The sequence below is a fragment of the Streptomyces sp. 3214.6 genome (assembly GCF_900129855.1).
Lineage (GTDB): Bacteria > Actinomycetota > Actinomycetes > Streptomycetales > Streptomycetaceae > Streptomyces > Streptomyces soliscabiei.
Genome location: NZ_LT670819.1, coordinates 1,772,908 through 1,788,529, shown reverse-complemented (window position 1 = coordinate 1,788,529; position 15,622 = coordinate 1,772,908). Strand labels below are relative to the sequence as shown.

The 15,622-nt window shown below is 68.6% G+C and carries 13 protein-coding genes and 3 pseudogenes; 6 read left to right on the top strand and 10 right to left on the bottom strand.

Annotated features, from left to right (window positions below; genetic code table 11):
* Window positions 1–125: 125 nt before the first annotated feature.
* Window positions 126–755 carry a TetR/AcrR family transcriptional regulator gene (locus tag B5557_RS08015; protein WP_007379932.1) on the bottom strand — a complete coding sequence of 210 codons (630 nt, stop codon included), beginning with the start codon at window positions 753–755 and terminating at the stop codon, window positions 126–128.
* Window positions 752–1,549, bottom strand: coding sequence for an acetoacetate decarboxylase (locus B5557_RS08010; protein ID WP_079658466.1), 798 nt, complete (start codon window positions 1,547–1,549; stop codon window positions 752–754). The genes B5557_RS08015 and B5557_RS08010 overlap by 4 nt, the downstream gene beginning before the upstream one ends.
* A 102-nt stretch (window positions 1,550–1,651) precedes the next feature.
* Between B5557_RS08010 and B5557_RS08005 the strand changes: the two genes are divergently transcribed.
* Together B5557_RS08005 and B5557_RS08000 are read left to right on the top strand one after the other, a co-directional pair.
* On the top strand, window positions 1,652–2,530 hold the full coding sequence (locus tag B5557_RS08005; protein ID WP_037898931.1) for a 3-hydroxyacyl-CoA dehydrogenase family protein: 879 nt from the start codon (window positions 1,652–1,654) through the stop codon (window positions 2,528–2,530).
* A 150-nt stretch (window positions 2,531–2,680) separates the two neighbouring features.
* Window positions 2,681–3,043, top strand: a pseudogene (locus B5557_RS08000) (transposase); the annotation flags it as partial.
* Here B5557_RS08000 and B5557_RS42680 read toward each other — a convergent pair.
* Both B5557_RS42680 and B5557_RS07995 read right to left on the bottom strand, forming a co-directional pair.
* Window positions 3,024–3,176, bottom strand: a complete 153-nt coding sequence (locus B5557_RS42680) for a DUF4177 domain-containing protein (protein WP_107472564.1) — start codon at window positions 3,174–3,176, stop codon at window positions 3,024–3,026. The pseudogene B5557_RS08000 and the gene B5557_RS42680 sit on opposite strands and share 20 nt — an antisense overlap.
* A gap of 128 nt (window positions 3,177–3,304) precedes the next feature.
* Window positions 3,305–5,524 (bottom strand): alpha-L-fucosidase, encoded by a 2,220-nt coding sequence (locus B5557_RS07995; RefSeq protein WP_079658465.1) that lies wholly within the window; start codon window positions 5,522–5,524, stop codon window positions 3,305–3,307.
* 1,152 nt (window positions 5,525–6,676) lie between these two features.
* On the opposite strand from B5557_RS07995, the gene B5557_RS07990 reads away from it, so the two are divergent.
* Together B5557_RS07990 and B5557_RS44940 are read left to right on the top strand one after the other, a co-directional pair.
* Window positions 6,677–6,964, top strand: coding sequence for a hypothetical protein (locus B5557_RS07990; RefSeq protein WP_231976294.1), 288 nt, complete (start codon window positions 6,677–6,679; stop codon window positions 6,962–6,964).
* Between the two features lie 64 nt (window positions 6,965–7,028).
* The gene (locus B5557_RS44940; protein WP_231976293.1) at window positions 7,029–7,808 is read left to right on the top strand and encodes a transposase family protein; all 780 of its coding nucleotides are present in this window, start codon (window positions 7,029–7,031) and stop codon (window positions 7,806–7,808) included.
* 4 nt (window positions 7,809–7,812) lie between these two features.
* Here B5557_RS44940 and B5557_RS07975 read toward each other — a convergent pair whose 3' ends face one another.
* The 3 genes from B5557_RS07975 to mdlC all read right to left on the bottom strand — a co-directional run bounded on the left by B5557_RS07975 (window position 7,813) and on the right by mdlC (window position 12,269).
* A complete protein-coding gene (locus B5557_RS07975; protein ID WP_079658464.1) occupies window positions 7,813–9,096 on the bottom strand; it encodes an MFS transporter in 1,284 nt (427 codons plus the stop codon).
* A 57-nt stretch (window positions 9,097–9,153) separates the two neighbouring features.
* Complete coding sequence (locus B5557_RS07970) at window positions 9,154–10,608, bottom strand: benzaldehyde dehydrogenase (protein WP_079658463.1); 1,455 nt, start codon at window positions 10,606–10,608, stop codon at window positions 9,154–9,156.
* Window positions 10,609–10,688: 80 nt separating this feature from the next.
* Complete coding sequence (mdlC, locus tag B5557_RS07965; RefSeq protein WP_079658462.1) at window positions 10,689–12,269, bottom strand: benzoylformate decarboxylase; 1,581 nt, start codon at window positions 12,267–12,269, stop codon at window positions 10,689–10,691.
* 105 nt (window positions 12,270–12,374) lie between these two features.
* Here mdlC and B5557_RS07960 point away from each other — a divergent pair, with 105 nt between their 5' ends.
* Complete coding sequence (locus tag B5557_RS07960; RefSeq protein WP_079658461.1) at window positions 12,375–13,307, top strand: LysR family transcriptional regulator; 933 nt, start codon at window positions 12,375–12,377, stop codon at window positions 13,305–13,307.
* 135 nt (window positions 13,308–13,442) lie between these two features.
* Window positions 13,443–13,750: pseudogene (locus B5557_RS07955) on the top strand (transposase); the annotation flags it as partial.
* Between the two features lie 35 nt (window positions 13,751–13,785).
* Here the strand turns inward: B5557_RS07955 and B5557_RS44085 are convergent.
* The 3 genes and pseudogenes from B5557_RS44085 to B5557_RS07940 all read right to left on the bottom strand — a co-directional run bounded on the left by B5557_RS44085 (window position 13,786) and on the right by B5557_RS07940 (window position 15,564).
* Entirely contained in the window at window positions 13,786–14,031 is a 246-nt protein-coding gene (locus B5557_RS44085; RefSeq protein WP_162499661.1) for a hypothetical protein, read from the bottom strand.
* 31 nt (window positions 14,032–14,062) lie between these two features.
* Window positions 14,063–14,575, bottom strand: a pseudogene (locus B5557_RS07945) (IS5 family transposase); the annotation flags it as partial.
* Window positions 14,566–15,564 carry an aldo/keto reductase gene (locus tag B5557_RS07940; RefSeq protein WP_079658460.1) on the bottom strand — a complete coding sequence of 333 codons (999 nt, stop codon included), beginning with the start codon at window positions 15,562–15,564 and terminating at the stop codon, window positions 14,566–14,568. The gene B5557_RS07940 and the pseudogene B5557_RS07945, both read right to left, overlap by 10 nt.
* Window positions 15,565–15,622: the final 58 nt, after the last annotated feature.

Below are 15,622 nucleotides of genomic sequence, written 5' to 3'. Positions count from 1 at the left end.
GCGCACCCGGCCCGTGTGAACGATCGGATCGAGAGGCTGTCGCGTGCGTCGTCCGCGACCCGCGCAGCGTGGCCCGCCCTCACGTCCACAGCCAGGACTGCTGAGCTGAGCGGAGGTGCTGTTGCTCACTGCTCGGTGGTCAGGCCGAGAATGATGCCGCGGACGACGGCTTCGCGGACGGCTTCGGGGTCGTCGTGGAGTGGTGACTGAGTGATCGCGCCGACGTGCGCGGTGATGACGGCCCGGGTGAAATCCTCTACGGAGTCCAGCGGTCGACGGCCGGTGAGCTCCAGGACATGCAACAGCAGCGGCTGGAGATGCCGACGGAGCTGCTCGGCATGCTCGCGCAGTGCGGCCGCGACCTCTGGCCGGTGCTGGGCCTGCCCCGCGAAACTGGTGCGGATCGCAACCCACTGCGGATCCATCGGCAGCGCCCGCAATATCGTGGCCACGACGGACTCCAGGGAACAGTGAGCCTGCTCAGAAAACGGCGCGTCGGCGGCGAGCGCCTCCAGTCGCTGCTGAACCTCGTCGTTGCGCTGTTCGTACAGGGCGAAGAAGACGTCGTCGACGGTCTTGAAGTTGGAGTAGAACGCGCCGCGGGTGAACCCGGCGCGCTCACAGATCGCCCCGATGCTGACGTTGGTGGTGCCATGCTCGGCGAACAGGTCGGCGGCCGCGGCGATCAGCTGCGCGCGGGTCGCCTTGCGCTGGCGGGGTGGACGTGCGGGCGCGGGGGTGGTCGGGTGATTCATCGGGCCATCCTCTCCGTCGCCAGCTGCGAGCCTGCCTCCTGGCTGAGGGGCGAGCCGCTGTTCAGGTAGTCGTGCACGGAGGTGACCGGGCTGAGGGTCAGGTCGGTGAGGATGTGGCTGGCGGAGACGACCTCGAGCACCGGCAGATCGGCCAGGGGGGCCATCGCGTGCTCGAACAGCTGCAGGCGGGCGGGCCCGGTCCAGGCCTCCTTGACCACGATGTCGGTGATCTCGGTGCGGACCAGGTCCGAGGCGCGCAACTGCCCGGTGAACACGTTGGGCACCTGCTTGAGCGCGAAGGTGGGCACGGTGATCTGCTCCCGGGCCGCATCGAGGTCGAGGGGCTGCCACTTGTAGGGCATGGTCGCGGTGGCCACCCGCTGGCCGCCGCGGTCCAGGGTGCCGACCAGCGCACCGGTGTCGGTGAACAGTGCCGGGCTGCCGGCCACCTTCGGGTAGGCACTCAGCTCGCGGCCCGCAGCCGTGGCGGCGAAGCTGTCCAGATACATGGCGTGCAGGTACTCGCCCACCTCGCCGTCGAACTCCACGGCGATCGCCTGCCCGCTCTCCAGGTAGGGGCCGAAGCCCTCGACGTCACCCATTTTCATCACTTCGAACCGCACCAGCGGCTCGGGCACGGTCAGCGGCTCGGGCACGACTGCGCGCAGGGCATCGGGGTCGGTGCGGTAGACGATGTTGAAGTACTCCCGGTCGGTGAACCGGGTCGCGCGCACCGGATAAACCGGTACCCCCAGCGGCGTGAGCGCCTGACGCGCCACCTCGGACTCGCGCACTGCTCCACTCTCCTTGCGATACAAAACGTATTGAGTACAGTTTGCATCGAGTTCGCGTGTCGGGCAACCAGCCGGACCGAACGTGCACAAAGGAGTCTCGTGATGACCCACACTTCTCGTCAGCTCGCCGCCCGCCCGGTCGCGGTGATCGGCGCAGGCACCCTCGGCCGCCGCATCGCGATGATGTTCGCCTCCGACGGTGGGCTGGTACGCCTGTACGACCTGTCAGCCGACGTCCGGACCGCGGCCCTGGACTACGTCGCAGCAGAGCTGCCGGAGGTGGTCGCCTCCCGGCCCGGCGCCACCGAGGGCCACGTGGTCGGCGTCGACACACTGGAAGCCGCGCTGGACGACGCGTGGCTGGTCATCGAGGCGGTGCCTGAGCGGCTCGACCTCAAGCGCAGCCTGTTCGCCGATCTGGACCGGATCGCCCCGGCCGACACCATCCTGGCCAGCAACTCCTCCTCCTACGCCTCCCGCCTGTTCGTCGAGCAGGTGGAGCACAAGGAGCGGGTACTGAACATGCACTTCTACATGCCGCCGGCGCAGAACGCGGTCGACCTGATGAGCGACGGGGCCACCGACCCCGCGATCATCGAGCGGCTCAAGGCCGAGCTGCCGCGCTACGGAGTGCACCCCTTCGAGGCCCACCGGGAGAGCACCGGCTTCATCTTCAACCGGGTCTGGGCCGCGATCAAGCGCGAGGCGCTGGAGGTCGTGGCCGAAGGGGTGACCACGCCGGAGGATTTCGACGCGATGTTCCAGGTGAACACCGGCGTGAAGCTCGGGGTGTTCCGGATGATGGACCAGGTCGGCCTGGACGTCGTCCTCGACATCGAAAACCACTACGCCTCGGAGAATCCGCACCTGCCCGAGGGGCCCCGCCGACTGCTGCACGAGTACGTCGACACCGGCCGCCTCGGCGTGAAGACCGGCCGCGGCTTCTACGACGACTACGCCACCGCGGCGAGCGACGCCTGACGCACCGTCCGCATCACGTCGGGCCTCACTACTCGCACCCGTGACACCTCATGCGGCTTCGGGTGCGACGTAGCCGTGGGCGAGGTCGCGACGCTCGACCGAACCGGCAACTGTGAGTCCCTTTTCAACCAGTTCTTCAAGCACCGCGGAAACCGCAACGACGTCACCCAGCTCATCCCCCTGCTCCAGGCCGTCCCGCCCGTACGCGGCCGACGCGGACGGCCCCGACAACGACCGGTCGCGCTCTACGCCGACCGCGGCTACGACCACGACAAGTACCGCAAGCAGGTGCGGGCCCTGGGGATCACCCCGGTCATCGCGCGGCGCGGAGTCGAGCACGGTTCCGGACTGGGCGTGCACCGCTGGGTGGTCGAGCAGAGTTTTGCACTGCTGCGCTGGTTCCGCAGCCTGCGCATCCGCTGGGAGATCCGCGACGACATCCACGAAGCCTTCCTCAGCCTGGCCTGCAGCATCATCTGCTGGCGCCGACTGGTCAACCTGTCACTTTGTTAGGAGTTCTCAGGCTCAAGCCGTCCTCGGCATGCTTGTTGAGAACCTTCTCCAGTTTGTCGCTGTCCAGTGCGTCACCGATCAGCGACTCCCTGAAACTGACGACCTTGTACTCGTAGGTGTGGCCGTTGCTCATGCCTGCGTGCCCTCCGGTGTGTTGTTGCACTGCCCAGGGCCAGCCAATCATGCTGCGAGGCAGGTCACACCTGCGTGCGCGCCAGCGGGGGCCGGAGCGGCTGCTCCGGCCCCCGCTGGCGCGCACGCTCAGACCTTGGTGAAGGTCCACTGCACGTTGGTACTGCTGTTTCCGGACCACTGCTTGGTCACGGAGCCCGAGGGCACGTCGCCGCCGCCGTCGAGGACGAGGCCGGTGGCGCGGTTGACGATCCAGTACCTGTTGCCGCCCTGGTACTTGAGCTGCCACTGCTGGCTGTTGCCACCGGTCCAGGTCGCCTCCAGGGCTGGGGAGCCGTTCGTGGTGGCGCCCCCGCCGTCGGCGACCATGCCGTTGGCGCGGTTGACCAGCTTGTAGTAGCCGTTGCCGAGTTCTACGGCCTGCCACTGCAGGTTGGTGCTGCCGTTCCAGGTCCACTGCTTGAGGTTGGAGTCGCTGGGGACGTTCCCGCCGCTGTCCAGCACCAGCCCGTCGGTGACGTTGGTGATCCTGAACCATGCCGAGGGGGCGAGCTGCACCTTCATCGATACGACGGTGTCGTTGTTGCCGGTGACGCGCAGGTCGGCGTTGTCGGCGTCGAAGGTCCAGGCGGTGCCGGTGAAGTTGTCACCGGAGTAGCCGATGATCTGGTAGCCGGGGGCCGGCTTCAGCGAGGACAGGCTGCGGCTGGGCAGGCCGGCGAGCGACAACTGGTCGGCGGTGTAGGAGCCGAGCTGGAGCAGGGAGGAGCCGCCCGAGTAGTTGACGTCCTGGTAGACCACGGCCCCGGACAGCGGCTGCACGGCGGGGATCTGGCCGGAGAAGGTCAGCTTCACGACGTAGGCCAGGGCGGAGAACGGCGCCGACGACGGCAGGGTCACGTGCAGCCCGGTCGAGTCCTGCGTCGGCGTGGGCAGGTCCGTGTAGGTGCCGGCGGTGGAGTTCAGCAGCTTCGCCGAGGTCAGGGAACTGACGTTGATCCGGGCCGAGTTGAGCGTCGATATGGTCAGTGTGCTTCCCGGCCAGCCGAGGACCGTGGCGTACAGGACGGTGTTGTTCTTGTTCCGGGTGAAGCGGATGTCCTGTGCCGTTCCGACCTGCGGGGCGGTGAAGGCGCCGCCGCCCATATGTGTGGGGCCTTCGCCGTACGTGGTCCAGGCCCGGGTCGAGTAGACCGACTCGCCGAAGCGGCGCAGGTAGTCGCCGATGCCGAGGAGGATGTCCTTCTGGGCCTGGGGGATGGTGCCGTCCGCCATCGGGGCGATGTTGAGCAGCATGTTGCCGTTCTTGCTGACCCGGTCGATCAGTGAGTGCAGCATCTGCTGGGTGCTGTAGTAGCCGATGCCGTTCGTGTAGCACCAGCTGGAGCTGGAGATGCTGTCGTCGGTGAGCCAGTAGGGGGCGGTGATGTCTCCGGGGCCGCCGCGCTCGTAGTCGAAGACCTCGCCGTGTCCGTTCAGGCCGTCCTTGTAGGTGGCGACGACTTCGCGGCCCCACGCCTGGGCCTGGTTGTAGTAGTACGACAGGAAGTTCAGGAGTTGCGTCTGGTCGACCTTGTTGAGGTCGAAGTCCTGCCAGATGATGTCGGGCTTGGCGAGGTTGATGACCTCTTTGAGCTTGTCGTACCACAGCTGGTTCTCGGCCGTGGTGCCCAACTGCCCGTACAGCTTCTGCAGGCTCGGGTCGGACTGCGCGGGCACGTGGTCGTAGTAGCCGTTGAAGTTGAACGCGTGGTGCATGGCCACCAGGAGCTTCAGCCCCTTGGCGCGGATGGAGTCGGTGAACAACTGGAGCAGGTTGAGCTGGGGGCCCTTGGCGGCCGAGTTCCACTCGTTGACCGAGCTGTTCCACATGGAGAATCCGTCGTGGTGTTCGGCGACGGGGCCGGCGAACCGGGCGCCGGCGTCGACGAAGAGCTGCGCCCACTCGTCCGGGTCGAAGTTCCCGCCCGCGGACTTCAGTTTCGGGGCGAACTTGTTGAAGTTGCCGTTCAGGTCCTTCGCGCCGTTGATGAAGTTGTGGTATGGCCACGCCGACGGGTCACCGAACGTGGCGATGTGGTGCTGGTTGCACGCATCGCCGCTGATGTACATGCGGCGCGGATACCACTCGTTCCCGTAGGCCGGAACGCTGAACACGCCCCAGTGGTAGTAGATGCCGAACTTGGCGTCCTTGAACCACTCGGGAGCCGCGGTGTGCTGGTCGACCGAGGCCCACGTGGGGGTGTACGTGGTCGCGGCCCGGGCGGTGCCGGCGGCGAGGACGTTGCCTGCGACCGCAGTCGCCGCGACACCCGTGGCACTCGCCAGGAACTGGCGTCTGTTGATCATGGTGGTACCTCCGTCAGAGCTGTGGTGGGAGACCAGGGCCGGTGGTCAGTGGCGGGCACTTCAGGTGGTGGGAGCACGACGTGCGCGACGCAACCCGGACCGGACACGGTCGGCAGGTGACTGACTCGGCGCCACGGCCTACGGGCGACGAAGTCCGCGGCGCAAGCGGGTGGATGGAGCGCGTCACCGGCTGCGAACGGCAACGGTCTGTGCGGACTCCAGGGATCTCGTGGCAGAGCAGGTTCCTGACGACATGTCCTCACTCCGTTCCCGTACGGCAGCACCGCCGCGTGACCGTTTCGGCTCCGGGACTTCTTGCAGACCCCTGAGCCGCGTGGTGCCGGATGTCACGCATGAAATTGCGGCACTCACCCTGCCCATGTCAACGGTCGTGCAGGGATGAAAGCAGCTCGCCAACTGAGCTTTTGTTCCTTTTTGTGCGAGATTCTGCTGATCTATCCCTCGATAGACATGGTATGTTTAACCGTCAGGCGTCAGTGGTCCCGGATCGGTTGCAGTGCCGGGAGGGCGCCGGTCCTCCGGTCAGCCCCGGCCTGGCCCAACGCGACCCGGCAGTACGAGCGATGGACGGCGACGTGGGGGAGCGACGTACGTGCGGCTCACTGTGCTCGACCTCGTCGCGGCCGTGGGATCGTCTTGCGCCGGGCAGGACATCTGCTCTTTGGTGCGCCCTGACATTCAGACCGGCCCTTCGGGTCTGCCGAGTTGGCCGGCGTCGAGCGCGCCGGCGGGCCTGTTCGAGTCCGTCGGTTGCAGTCGAGGAAACTTCAGCAGTAGGCGCTGCTCGAGAGGGTCTACTGAGCAGCGCGGGAAGAGAACAGCGCTCGCCCGAGCAACTCCGCCACGCCGCACCATCAGCCCACGTAGCCCGAGGTGACTGGTCTATTGCGCCCAGCGTCCCATGGTCGGCGAGGTGCCGATCAGGCACTGAGTAGTGTGCATCGTGAAAGGTGCAGGTCGGGTGGGCTGGTGTGCGCGGGGTCGGGGGTGCTCGGGCTGGTGGGCGGCGGGTGACCATGGTGAAGATCGTCTGACCGGTCGGTCGGGAGGGTTCTCTGGTTCTGCTGCGCCTGCGTGAGCTGGCCGCCTACGATCCGTCACCGTGTCGATACGCCGGGGATCGTGGGGAGGGTGGGCGGCGTTCCGGTGAAGGCGGAGGTGGCGGGGCGTGCGGTGCTGCTGATCCCGCACCGCGGTGAGACTGGCGACGAGGCCGCGCTGCCCGCCGACTACCGCCGGATCCTGGCGATCGTGCGGGCCGCTGGCGGTCCGGTGCAGGGCAAGGGGGTGGGTGAGGAGCTGGGGCTTGAGGTGGGGGTGCGCGGGAGGCTGGAGCCGCTGCGGGCGGAGATGACCAAGCTCGCCGATCGGGGCCGGCTGCACAAGCGGCCTGACGGGAAGTTCACCGCACGCCTGTAGTAGCTGCGGACCGGGGCGACAAGAGGGCGTAACCGGCGGGCCCCCGACGGCAGTTGAGTTTGGTGTGAAGAAAAACAACCATCCCGTCGAGGGCTCTGACGGTCTTGTCCACATCGCCCGCCTGCCGCTGTCGAGTGCCACCCTGAACTGGCTCGCCGACCTGTTACGCGGCCACTTCAAGAAGATCGGCTCCAGGTGGCGGGCCCTGCCCGCGGGGAAGATCGCCGGCATCGTGCTGGCGGTACTGCGTTGTGACCAGCGGCCCGGCGACCTGGCAGGCGGCAACGGCATCCATCGCACCACCGTCACTCGCTGGATGCGGGAGGTCGTCGGGCTGCTGGCCGCCCGCGCCCCGCGCCTGAACCGGGCCCTGAAGAAGATCGCCCGAAAGGGTGGCGGTGTGGTGCTGCTGGACGGCTCGGTGATACGTACCCGGCGGCGCACCGGGGTCGAGAACCGCAAGAACCACTCGGGCAGGAACAAATGCCACGGCCTGCTCGTGATCGCGCTTTTGAAGTGCACGCCGACGAGCCGCGCATGCGGGGGGTACTCGAAGAGGAAGCGCCTCCGTCCACACACCCATGAACCACGCACGGTCGGAGTCCCACAGCCGGACGGGTTTGCTCAGGTGCAGGAAGAAGTGCGCCGACGGCATCGGCGGGACGTTCATCAGCCGGTGGGGCGGCACCCCGGTCAGACAGTAGATGTCGTCGATGAACTGGTCGAGCGGCGGAGCGGGTATCCGGCCGACGTGTTCCATGGGTTCAGTGTGGCTGTCGGGGTTCTTCACCGCATCGAGCACAGGGCGGTACGGCCCGTTCGGTGCCGTACCGCCCTTCCGTGATGGGTCAGACGGCGGGTTCGGCGGCCGGCGCGGCCGCGGTTGCCTCCGCCTGTGGCGCGGCGGCCCGGGCGGGCAGGGTGAGCACGGCCAGGAATCCGGCGACCGCCACGGCGGAGAAGAAGTAGAAGCCCCAGGGGTGGCCGATGCCTGCCGCCACGAGGGCACCGGTGATCGTCGGGCCGACGATGGAGCCGATACGGCCGATGCCCGAGGCCGAGCCGAGGGCGGTGCTGCGGACCGAGGCCGGATAGAAGTTCGTCACGTACGCGTAGATCAGCACCTGGGCGGAGAAGACGAACACGCCGGTGAGGAAGACGACGGTGTCGAGGAGCAGGTTGCTGTGCATCCTGATGCTGAGGCAGGCAAGCATGGCCACCGATATCGCGAACCAGCTGAGCGCAGTGGGCTTGATGCCGCGCCGGTCGGCCACGAAGCCGCCCAGCACCAGGCCGGCGACCCCGCCGACGTTGAGGATGAGCAGTTGGGTGACCGCCGTGGGGATGGGGTAGCCGGCCTCGTTCATGAGCTTGGGCAGCCAGGTGTTGAGGCCGTAGACCAGGAGCAGGCCCATGAAGGATGCGACCCAGATGCCGATGCCGGCGCGGAGGTAGGCCGGCCTGAGGAGTTCGCCGAATGCGACGCGCTGGGAGGCGGGCGCTTCCTTGGTGCGGACGAACGCCTCGGACTCCGGCAGGCGGAACCACTGGATGACCGCGATGACGAGTCCGGCGATGCCGAGGACGTAGAAGAGGACCTGCCAGTTGTCGGTGACCTGCAGGGCCAGCAGGGACGTGATCACGGCACCGGTGTGGTAGCCGGTCATGGTCAGGGTGCTGGCGCGAGCCCGGCGTGCGGCGGGCATGTGCTCGGCCATCATGGTCAGCGACGCCGGCATGCAGGCGCCGAGACCGATACCGGCGACGAGCCTGAGCGCGGCGAACATCCCGACGGAGGTGGCCTGGGGCAACAGGAGGGTGAAGACGGAGAACTCCACCACCGAGCCGATGAGCAGCAGGCGTCGTCCGAAGCGGTCGGCGAGCGGGCCGACCAGGATGGCGCCGATGGCGACGCCTACGAGTGAAAGCGTGGCGACCGTGGTGGCGTCCGCGGCTGTCATGCCCAGGTGATGGGTCTTGAGCAGGGTGGGGATGATGGCGCCGAGGACGACGAGGTCGTACCCCTCGAGCATGACGGTGATCCAGCACAGGACCACGGTCCAGACGTTGCGGTCGGACGTGCCTGTTCTCGAGGCGGCGTCGGTGGTGTTCGGTGAGGTGATGGGTGTCATGGCTGGGTTCCCTTTGTAGCGGCTACGGGGGACGGGATGGGGACGGGGGAGCCGGGATCAGAACGGGTAGTCGGCGATGTCCGGGCGGACGGTGACCCACTGGGCCTCGGTGAAGGCCTCGACGTTGGCGGCGGCTCCACCGAAGCGGGACCCGGTGCCGGATGCCTTGACTCCGCCGAACGGGGCGTTGGGCTCGTCGTTGACGGTCTGCTCGTTGATGTGGATCTTGCCGGAGTCGATCTGGTCGGCGAGCTTCATCGCCGTACCGACGTCGCCGAGGATGCCGACGGACAGGCCGTACTCGCAGTCGTTGACGATCCGGGCGGCTTCCTCGAGCGTGGTGAAGCCGATGACGGGTGCGACGGGGCCGAAGATCTCCTCGCGCCATGCCCGCATGTCGGTGGTGAGGCCGGTCAGGACGGTGGCCGGGTAGCCGGCGCCGTCGATCTCGCCGCCCGCGGCCAGCGTCGCGCCCGCAGCGACGCTGTCGGTGACGATGCGGTGCACCCGCTCCAACTGCCGCCGGTCGATGATCGGGCCGAGCGCCACATCCTCGCGGGCGGGGTCCCCGACGGGCAGCGCCCGGGCCTTCGAGGCCAGCGCGGCGCTGTACTCGTCGAGCAGCGACTCGTGCACGATGTGGCGACCGGTGGTCATGCAGATCTGCCCCTGATGCAGATACGAGCCGAACGCACCGGCGGAGGCCGCCTTCTGCACGTCCGCGCCCGGCAGCACCACCAGCGCGTTGTTCCCGCCGAGTTCGAGGTGGGCGCGCTTGAGCAGACGGCCTGCCTGCTCACCGATCGCACGGCCGACCGGAGTGGAGCCGGTGAAGGAGATGACCCGTACCTCGGGTGCTTCGACGACCGCCTGGCCGACCGCGCTGTCGCCCGGCAGCAGGTGCAGCAGTCCGGAGGGCAGCCCGGCCTCCTCGAAGATCCGGGCGATGACCACGCCACCGCTCACCGCCGTACGCGGATCGGGCTTCAGCAGGACCGCGTTGCCGAGCGCCAGCGCGGGTGCCACCGAACGCAGGCCGAGGGCGAGCGGGAAGTTGAACGGCGCGATCACGCTCACGACGCCGGCGGGGCGGCGCCGGGCCAACGACCAGCGAACCTCCTCGGACGTCAGTACGTCTCCCTGAGGGTGCGTGGGCAGTGCCGCGCACTCGAATGACTCGCCGATCGCAAGCTGCACCTCGAACGCCGCCTTGGCCCGTACCGAGCCCGCCTCGCGTATCAGCCAGTCCTCGATCTCGGCGGCGTGCTCGGTGAACAGCTCGCCCGCGCGGCGCAGTACGGCCGCCCGCTGCTGCGGGGGCGTGGCCGCCCAGGACCGCTGCGCCTCGGCGGCCCGGGTGGCGGCGCGGCGCACGTCCTCGGGTGTGGCAAGGCCGGCGGTGCCGAGCTGCGCGCCGGTCGCCGGCTCGGTGACCTGGTGCTCGCGGGTGGCGTCCTGCCAGCCGTCGCTGAGGAATTTCTTGCTCCAGACGTCGTTGTCCAGGAGTGTCATCGGTCTTCCTTCCGTTGTCTGAGGGGGATGACTTCTGTGAGGTGTGTTCGTGAGGTGTGTTCGTGGGGTGGGCGTCGTGGTCAGGACGGTGTCGTGAGCGCTGTGTCGACCTGGACGAGCCGGGGTCCGTCCGAGCGTTGGGACAGCACCGCCCGTAGTTCGTCCACGCTCTCGACGTGTTGGGCGGAGACGCCGTAGCCCTCCGCGATGCGGGTGAAGTCCAGGCCCGGGATGTCCATGCCCGGTGCGTCCGGGACACCCAGCAGGCCGCTGAACCAGCGCAGCGCGCCGTAGGTTCCGTTGCGCAGCAGCACCACGGTCACGGGCAGGCGGTGCTGGGCGGCCGTCCACAGGGCGGTGATGCCGTAGTTGGCCGAGCCGTCCCCGATCACGCCGACGACCGGCCGGTCGGGCTGGGCCATGGCGACCCCGACGGCGCCGGGCAGGCCGAAGCCGAGTCCGCCCGCTGCCGGGAAGTAGTAGGAGCCGGGCCGCCGCAGGTCCATCTGGCGCCACCACGAGGAGGTCGTCGAGGTCGACTCCACCACGTACGCCGTGTCGTCGGGCAGTTCGTCCCGGAGGGAGGCGAAGACCTCCTCGGGATGCAGCCGCGTCCCCTGCCCGGTGGCCGGCGTGGGGGTGGGCCGGTAGTCGCCCGTCGGCTCCGTCGCCGCGTCGAGCTCCTTGAGCAGCAGGTCGATGACGGCGGCCGGGTCGGCGACCAGAGCCTCGCCCATCGGCGCGCGGGCGGCGGCGGAGGCGTCCTCGGTGACCTGGATCAACCGGGTGCCCTCGGGCAGATACCGGCCGGGCAGGTACTCGTGATAACGGAAGACCGGTGCCCCGAGCACCAGCACGAGGTCATGACCCTCGAAAGCCTGGGAGACTGGTTCGATCCCCGCCGGCAGCACCCCGCGGAACTGCGGGTGGCGGTTGGGGAAGGGCAGCCGGAACAGCGACGGTGCCGCCCACACCGGAGCGCCGAGCCGCTCCGCGAGCCGCACCGCGTCGTCGAAGAGACCGTCGGAGTCGATGTCACCGCCCAGCACCAGCGCGGGCCTGCGCGCGGCGGTCACCGCATCGGTCAGCCGGCGTCCCTGCTCCGCGCCGGGCACTCCGGCGCGGTGCACCTGCCGGTCCAGCACGGCTGACGCGTTCTCGCCCGCGTCCACCGCCCAGTCGTCATAGGGGACGGAGAGGTAGGTGGGCCGGCGCTGCAACCGCGCCTCGAAGACGGCCTGGGCGAGGGCCCGGGGCACGTCCTGGGCGCAGGCCGGTTCGGCGGCCCAGCCGACGAGCGGCTTCATCAGCGACGGGGCGTCGACGTTGGCGAGGTTGGCCTCCGGTCCGATGGCCGGCCGCACCTGCTGGCCGGCCACGACGACCAGCGGAGTGCGCGAGGCCACGGCGTTGGTGAGCGCGCCCATCGCGTTGCCGGAGCCGGACGCGGCATGCAGGTTGACGAGCACCGGACGTCCCGTGGCCTGTGCGTAGCCGTCCGCCATGCCCGCCACGGCGCCCTCGTGCAGCCCCAGGACGTACCGGAAGCCGTCCGGCAGGTCGGCGAGGAAGGGCAGCTCGTTGGAGCCGGGATTCCCGAAGACGGTGGTGAGCTCCTGCCGTTGGAGGAACTCATGGCAGACACGGCGCACGGATGGCACAAACGTTCCTTTCGCGGCGACGCCGAAGTGATGCAGGCCACGCTAGGCACCGCACGACTTTCGGACTAATAAATGTTGGCTGGCTGCGATATAGACTTGTTCGATATGAGCAGCTTCGATCTCAACCTCGCCCGCGTCTTCGTGCTGCTCTACGAGACCGGCAGCGTCACGGCGACGGCGGAGACGCTGCACGTCACTCAGCCCACGGTGAGCTACAGCCTGGCCAAGTTGCGCCGGCACTTCGACGACGAGCTCTTCCGGCGCACCGGCCGCGGCCTGACCCCGACCGCCGGCGCCCAGCGCCTCTACGAGCCCTTGCAGCGTGCGCTGGCCGGCATGGACGCCGTGATCCGCCAGGAAAACGACTTCGACCTGACCGCCATGTCAGGGCGTTTCACCATCGCTCTCTCCGACCTGGGCCAGGTCACCCTGCTGCCCCGGCTGGCCGCTGCGGCCCGCGAGCGGGCTCCCGGAGTGTCCTTCACTGTCCGCCCGTTGGACGTGGACTCCGTCGAGAGCCAGCTACGCCGCGGTGAACTCGACGCCTTCGTCGCCACGCCGGTCCTCACGTCCCACCGCACCGTCCGCATCCCGCTCTTCCACGAGCGCTACGTCGGTATGGTCGCCGCCGACCACCCCCGCATCCGCGGCGCCTCCGTCACGCTGGCGGACCTCGCGGCCGAACACCACGCGACGGTGTACGGCCCCCACGGCCACGACGTGCCCCGCTTGCTCCTCGCCACGCACGGCCTCCTGGAGCGCGTCGCCGTCGACGCCACGCGCTTCACGGTGCTGCCCTACCTGCTGGAACACACCGACCTCATCGCGATCGTCCCCGAATACGTCGGCGAGGTGTTCACCGCCTCCCACCGCCTGCGCCTCGTGAGGCTCCCGTTCGACACGGAACCGATCGAAGTGGCGCTCTACGCCGGGCACGAGGCATCACGCAGTCCGTCCCAGCGGTGGCTGGTGCAGTTCATGGCTGATGTTCTGGGGGAGTTGGTCAGCCCTGCACAGCTGCCGCCGAGTGCTGGCTGAGCGGTCGGCCGCGCTCTCGCCATGCGCAAAACGCGCCGGTCGTGCTTTGCCGGGCGGCCTAGGGCGCGTATTGAGTCGTGATCTATCTGCGGGATTCGCCGTCGTGGCGGGGCCTGGAGCGGTAGACCTTCCTGTGTGACACGCGTGCAACTGACGGACGAGGAATGGGAGTTCATCGAGCCGTACCTGCCGATCGGTGAGTACGGCCCGTATCCCGAGCGGCTGCGGCAGCAGTTCGAGGGGGTGATCTGGCGGTTCAAGACTGGCGGCCAGTGGCGGGAGATGCCGCAGGAGTCCGGTACCTGGCGACCGTCCACCACCGCTTCCGACAGTGGCGTGACGCCGGTGTCTTCGAGGCCCTGCTGGAGGGCCTGATCGCGGAAGCCGCGAAGCGGGGCGAGATCGATCTGTCCCTGGTCAGCGTCGACTCCACCACCGCGCGGCGAAGTCTCCCGGTGACCGATGATCTTCGCCGTAGTCATCCGCCCACGACCAGCCCGAGCACCCCGAACCCCGCGCACACCAGACACTTGACCTGAGGCTTCACGATGCACACCGCTGACGCGATGCCGGTCGGGAAGCCGACGAGGGCGTAGGCGGTCAGACGCAGATGGCCCTCAAGGCAGACCAGGTTGTCCTGCCTTTCGCCGACGAGGATGAGGGGCGGAAACCGCTCGCCGCTGATGAGCGCCCGGGCTGCGTCGACGAATGGTTCGTTGGGCACGTCGAACGCTCGCAGCCCTGCCTGAGAACTCCTAACAGAGTGACAGGTTGACCAGTCGGCGCCAGCAGATGATGCTGCAGGCCAGGCTGAGGAAGGCTTCGTGGATGTCGTCGCGGATCTCCCAGCGGATGCGCAGTCTGCGGAACCAGTGCAGCAGTGCAAAACTCTGCTCGACCACCCAGCGGTGCACGCCCAGTCCGGAACCGTGCTCGACTCCGCGCCGCGCGATGACCGGGGTCCCCCCCCAGGGCCCGCGCCTGCTTGCGGTACTTGTCGTGGTCGTAGCCGCGGTCGGCGTAGAGCGCGACCGGTCGTTGTCGGGGCCGTCCGCGCCGGCCGCGTACGGGCGGGACGGCCTGGAGCAGGGGGATGAGCTGGGTGACGTCGTTGCGGTTTCCGCCGGCCAGCGATACCGCCAGCGGGATGCCGTGCCCGTCGGTGATCAGATCGTGCTTGGAGCCTGTTCGGGCACGGTCGACCGGGCTCGGTCCTGTTTTGGGCCGCCTTTAAGCGCCCTGACGTGCGAGCCGTCGATCACCGCCCGGACTCGTTCGCCCGGGGCACGTCCGACCTGATCAGCCCCCGGTCGCGGAGATCGTCCCAGAGACCTTCGGGGATGTGCTGACGGTGGAGTTCCACGTTCCGTGCGACCTGCTGCGCGGTGCGCATGCCGAGGGTGACGTTGATGACGCTGGGATGGCTGTACGGGAACGCGACCGCTGCCGCGGGCAATGTCGTACCGTGCCTCGCGCAGACCTCGGCGATCGCCCTGGCGCGGGTCACCAGGGCCGAAGGAGCCTCTTGGTAGTCGTACTTCATGCCCTCGGCGGGCCGGTCGCGGGAAAGCAGTCCCGAGTTGAACACGCCGACGGCCACCACGCTCTTGCCGAGTTCGTGTGCGGCGGGAAGGACGTCGTCCAGTGCCGACTGGTCGAGGAGGGTGTAGCGACCGGCCAGCATGACCACGTCGGCAGCGGTCTCGCGCAGGAAGCGGGCGAGCATGGCCGACTGGTTCATGCCGGCGCCGATCGCGCCGATCACCCCCTGGTCGCGCAGTTCCGCCAGAGCCGGCATGGCCTTCTCGGCGGCCTGCCGCCAGTGGGCGTCGGGATCGTGCAGGTAGACGACGTCCAGGCGTTCCAGTCCCGTTCGTTCCAGCGTGTCCTCGATGGACCGCAGGACCCCGTCCCGGCTGAAGTCCCACTGTCGGCGCAGGTCATCGCGTACGACGAAGCCCTCGTCGTCGGTGCCACGCGGGTGCTCGTTGGGGACGAGCAGACGGCCGACCTTGGAGGAGATGACGTAGGTGTCACGCGACCGGTCCCGCAGTGCGGCGCCCAGGCGCCGCTCGGAGAGGCCGAGGCCGTAGTGCGGTGCGGTGTCGAAGTAGCGGATGCCCGCGTCCCACGCCGCCTCGATCGCGGCCTGCGCGTCCTGCGCCGGGGTGGCCTTGTAGAGGTTGCCGATGACGGAGGCCCCGAAGCCGAGCTCGGTGAGCTCGACAGGGGTGCTCCCGATCTTCCGGCGCCCCATGCTCCTGTGTGTCAACTGTTCTCCTTGGATGACGCGGACGGTGTGAGCGCCCACGGGC

Excerpts from the sequence above, each read along its gene's own strand:
- B5557_RS08015 (WP_007379932.1), bottom strand. The coding sequence starts at position 755 with ATGAATCACCCGACCACCCCCGCGCCCGCACGTCCACCCCGCCAGCGC.
- B5557_RS08005 (WP_037898931.1), top strand. The coding sequence starts at position 1,652 with ATGACCCACACTTCTCGTCAGCTCGCCGCCCGCCCGGTCGCGGTGATC.
- B5557_RS42680 (WP_107472564.1), bottom strand. The coding sequence starts at position 3,176 with ATGAGCAACGGCCACACCTACGAGTACAAGGTCGTCAGTTTCAGGGAG.
- B5557_RS07995 (WP_079658465.1), bottom strand. The coding sequence starts at position 5,524 with ATGATCAACAGACGCCAGTTCCTGGCGAGTGCCACGGGTGTCGCGGCG.
- B5557_RS07975 (WP_079658464.1), bottom strand. The coding sequence starts at position 9,096 with ATGACACCCATCACCTCACCGAACACCACCGACGCCGCCTCGAGAACA.
- B5557_RS07970 (WP_079658463.1), bottom strand. The coding sequence starts at position 10,608 with ATGACACTCCTGGACAACGACGTCTGGAGCAAGAAATTCCTCAGCGAC.
- B5557_RS07960 (WP_079658461.1), top strand. The coding sequence starts at position 12,375 with ATGAGCAGCTTCGATCTCAACCTCGCCCGCGTCTTCGTGCTGCTCTAC.
- B5557_RS07940 (WP_079658460.1), bottom strand. The coding sequence starts at position 15,564 with ATGGGGCGCCGGAAGATCGGGAGCACCCCTGTCGAGCTCACCGAGCTC.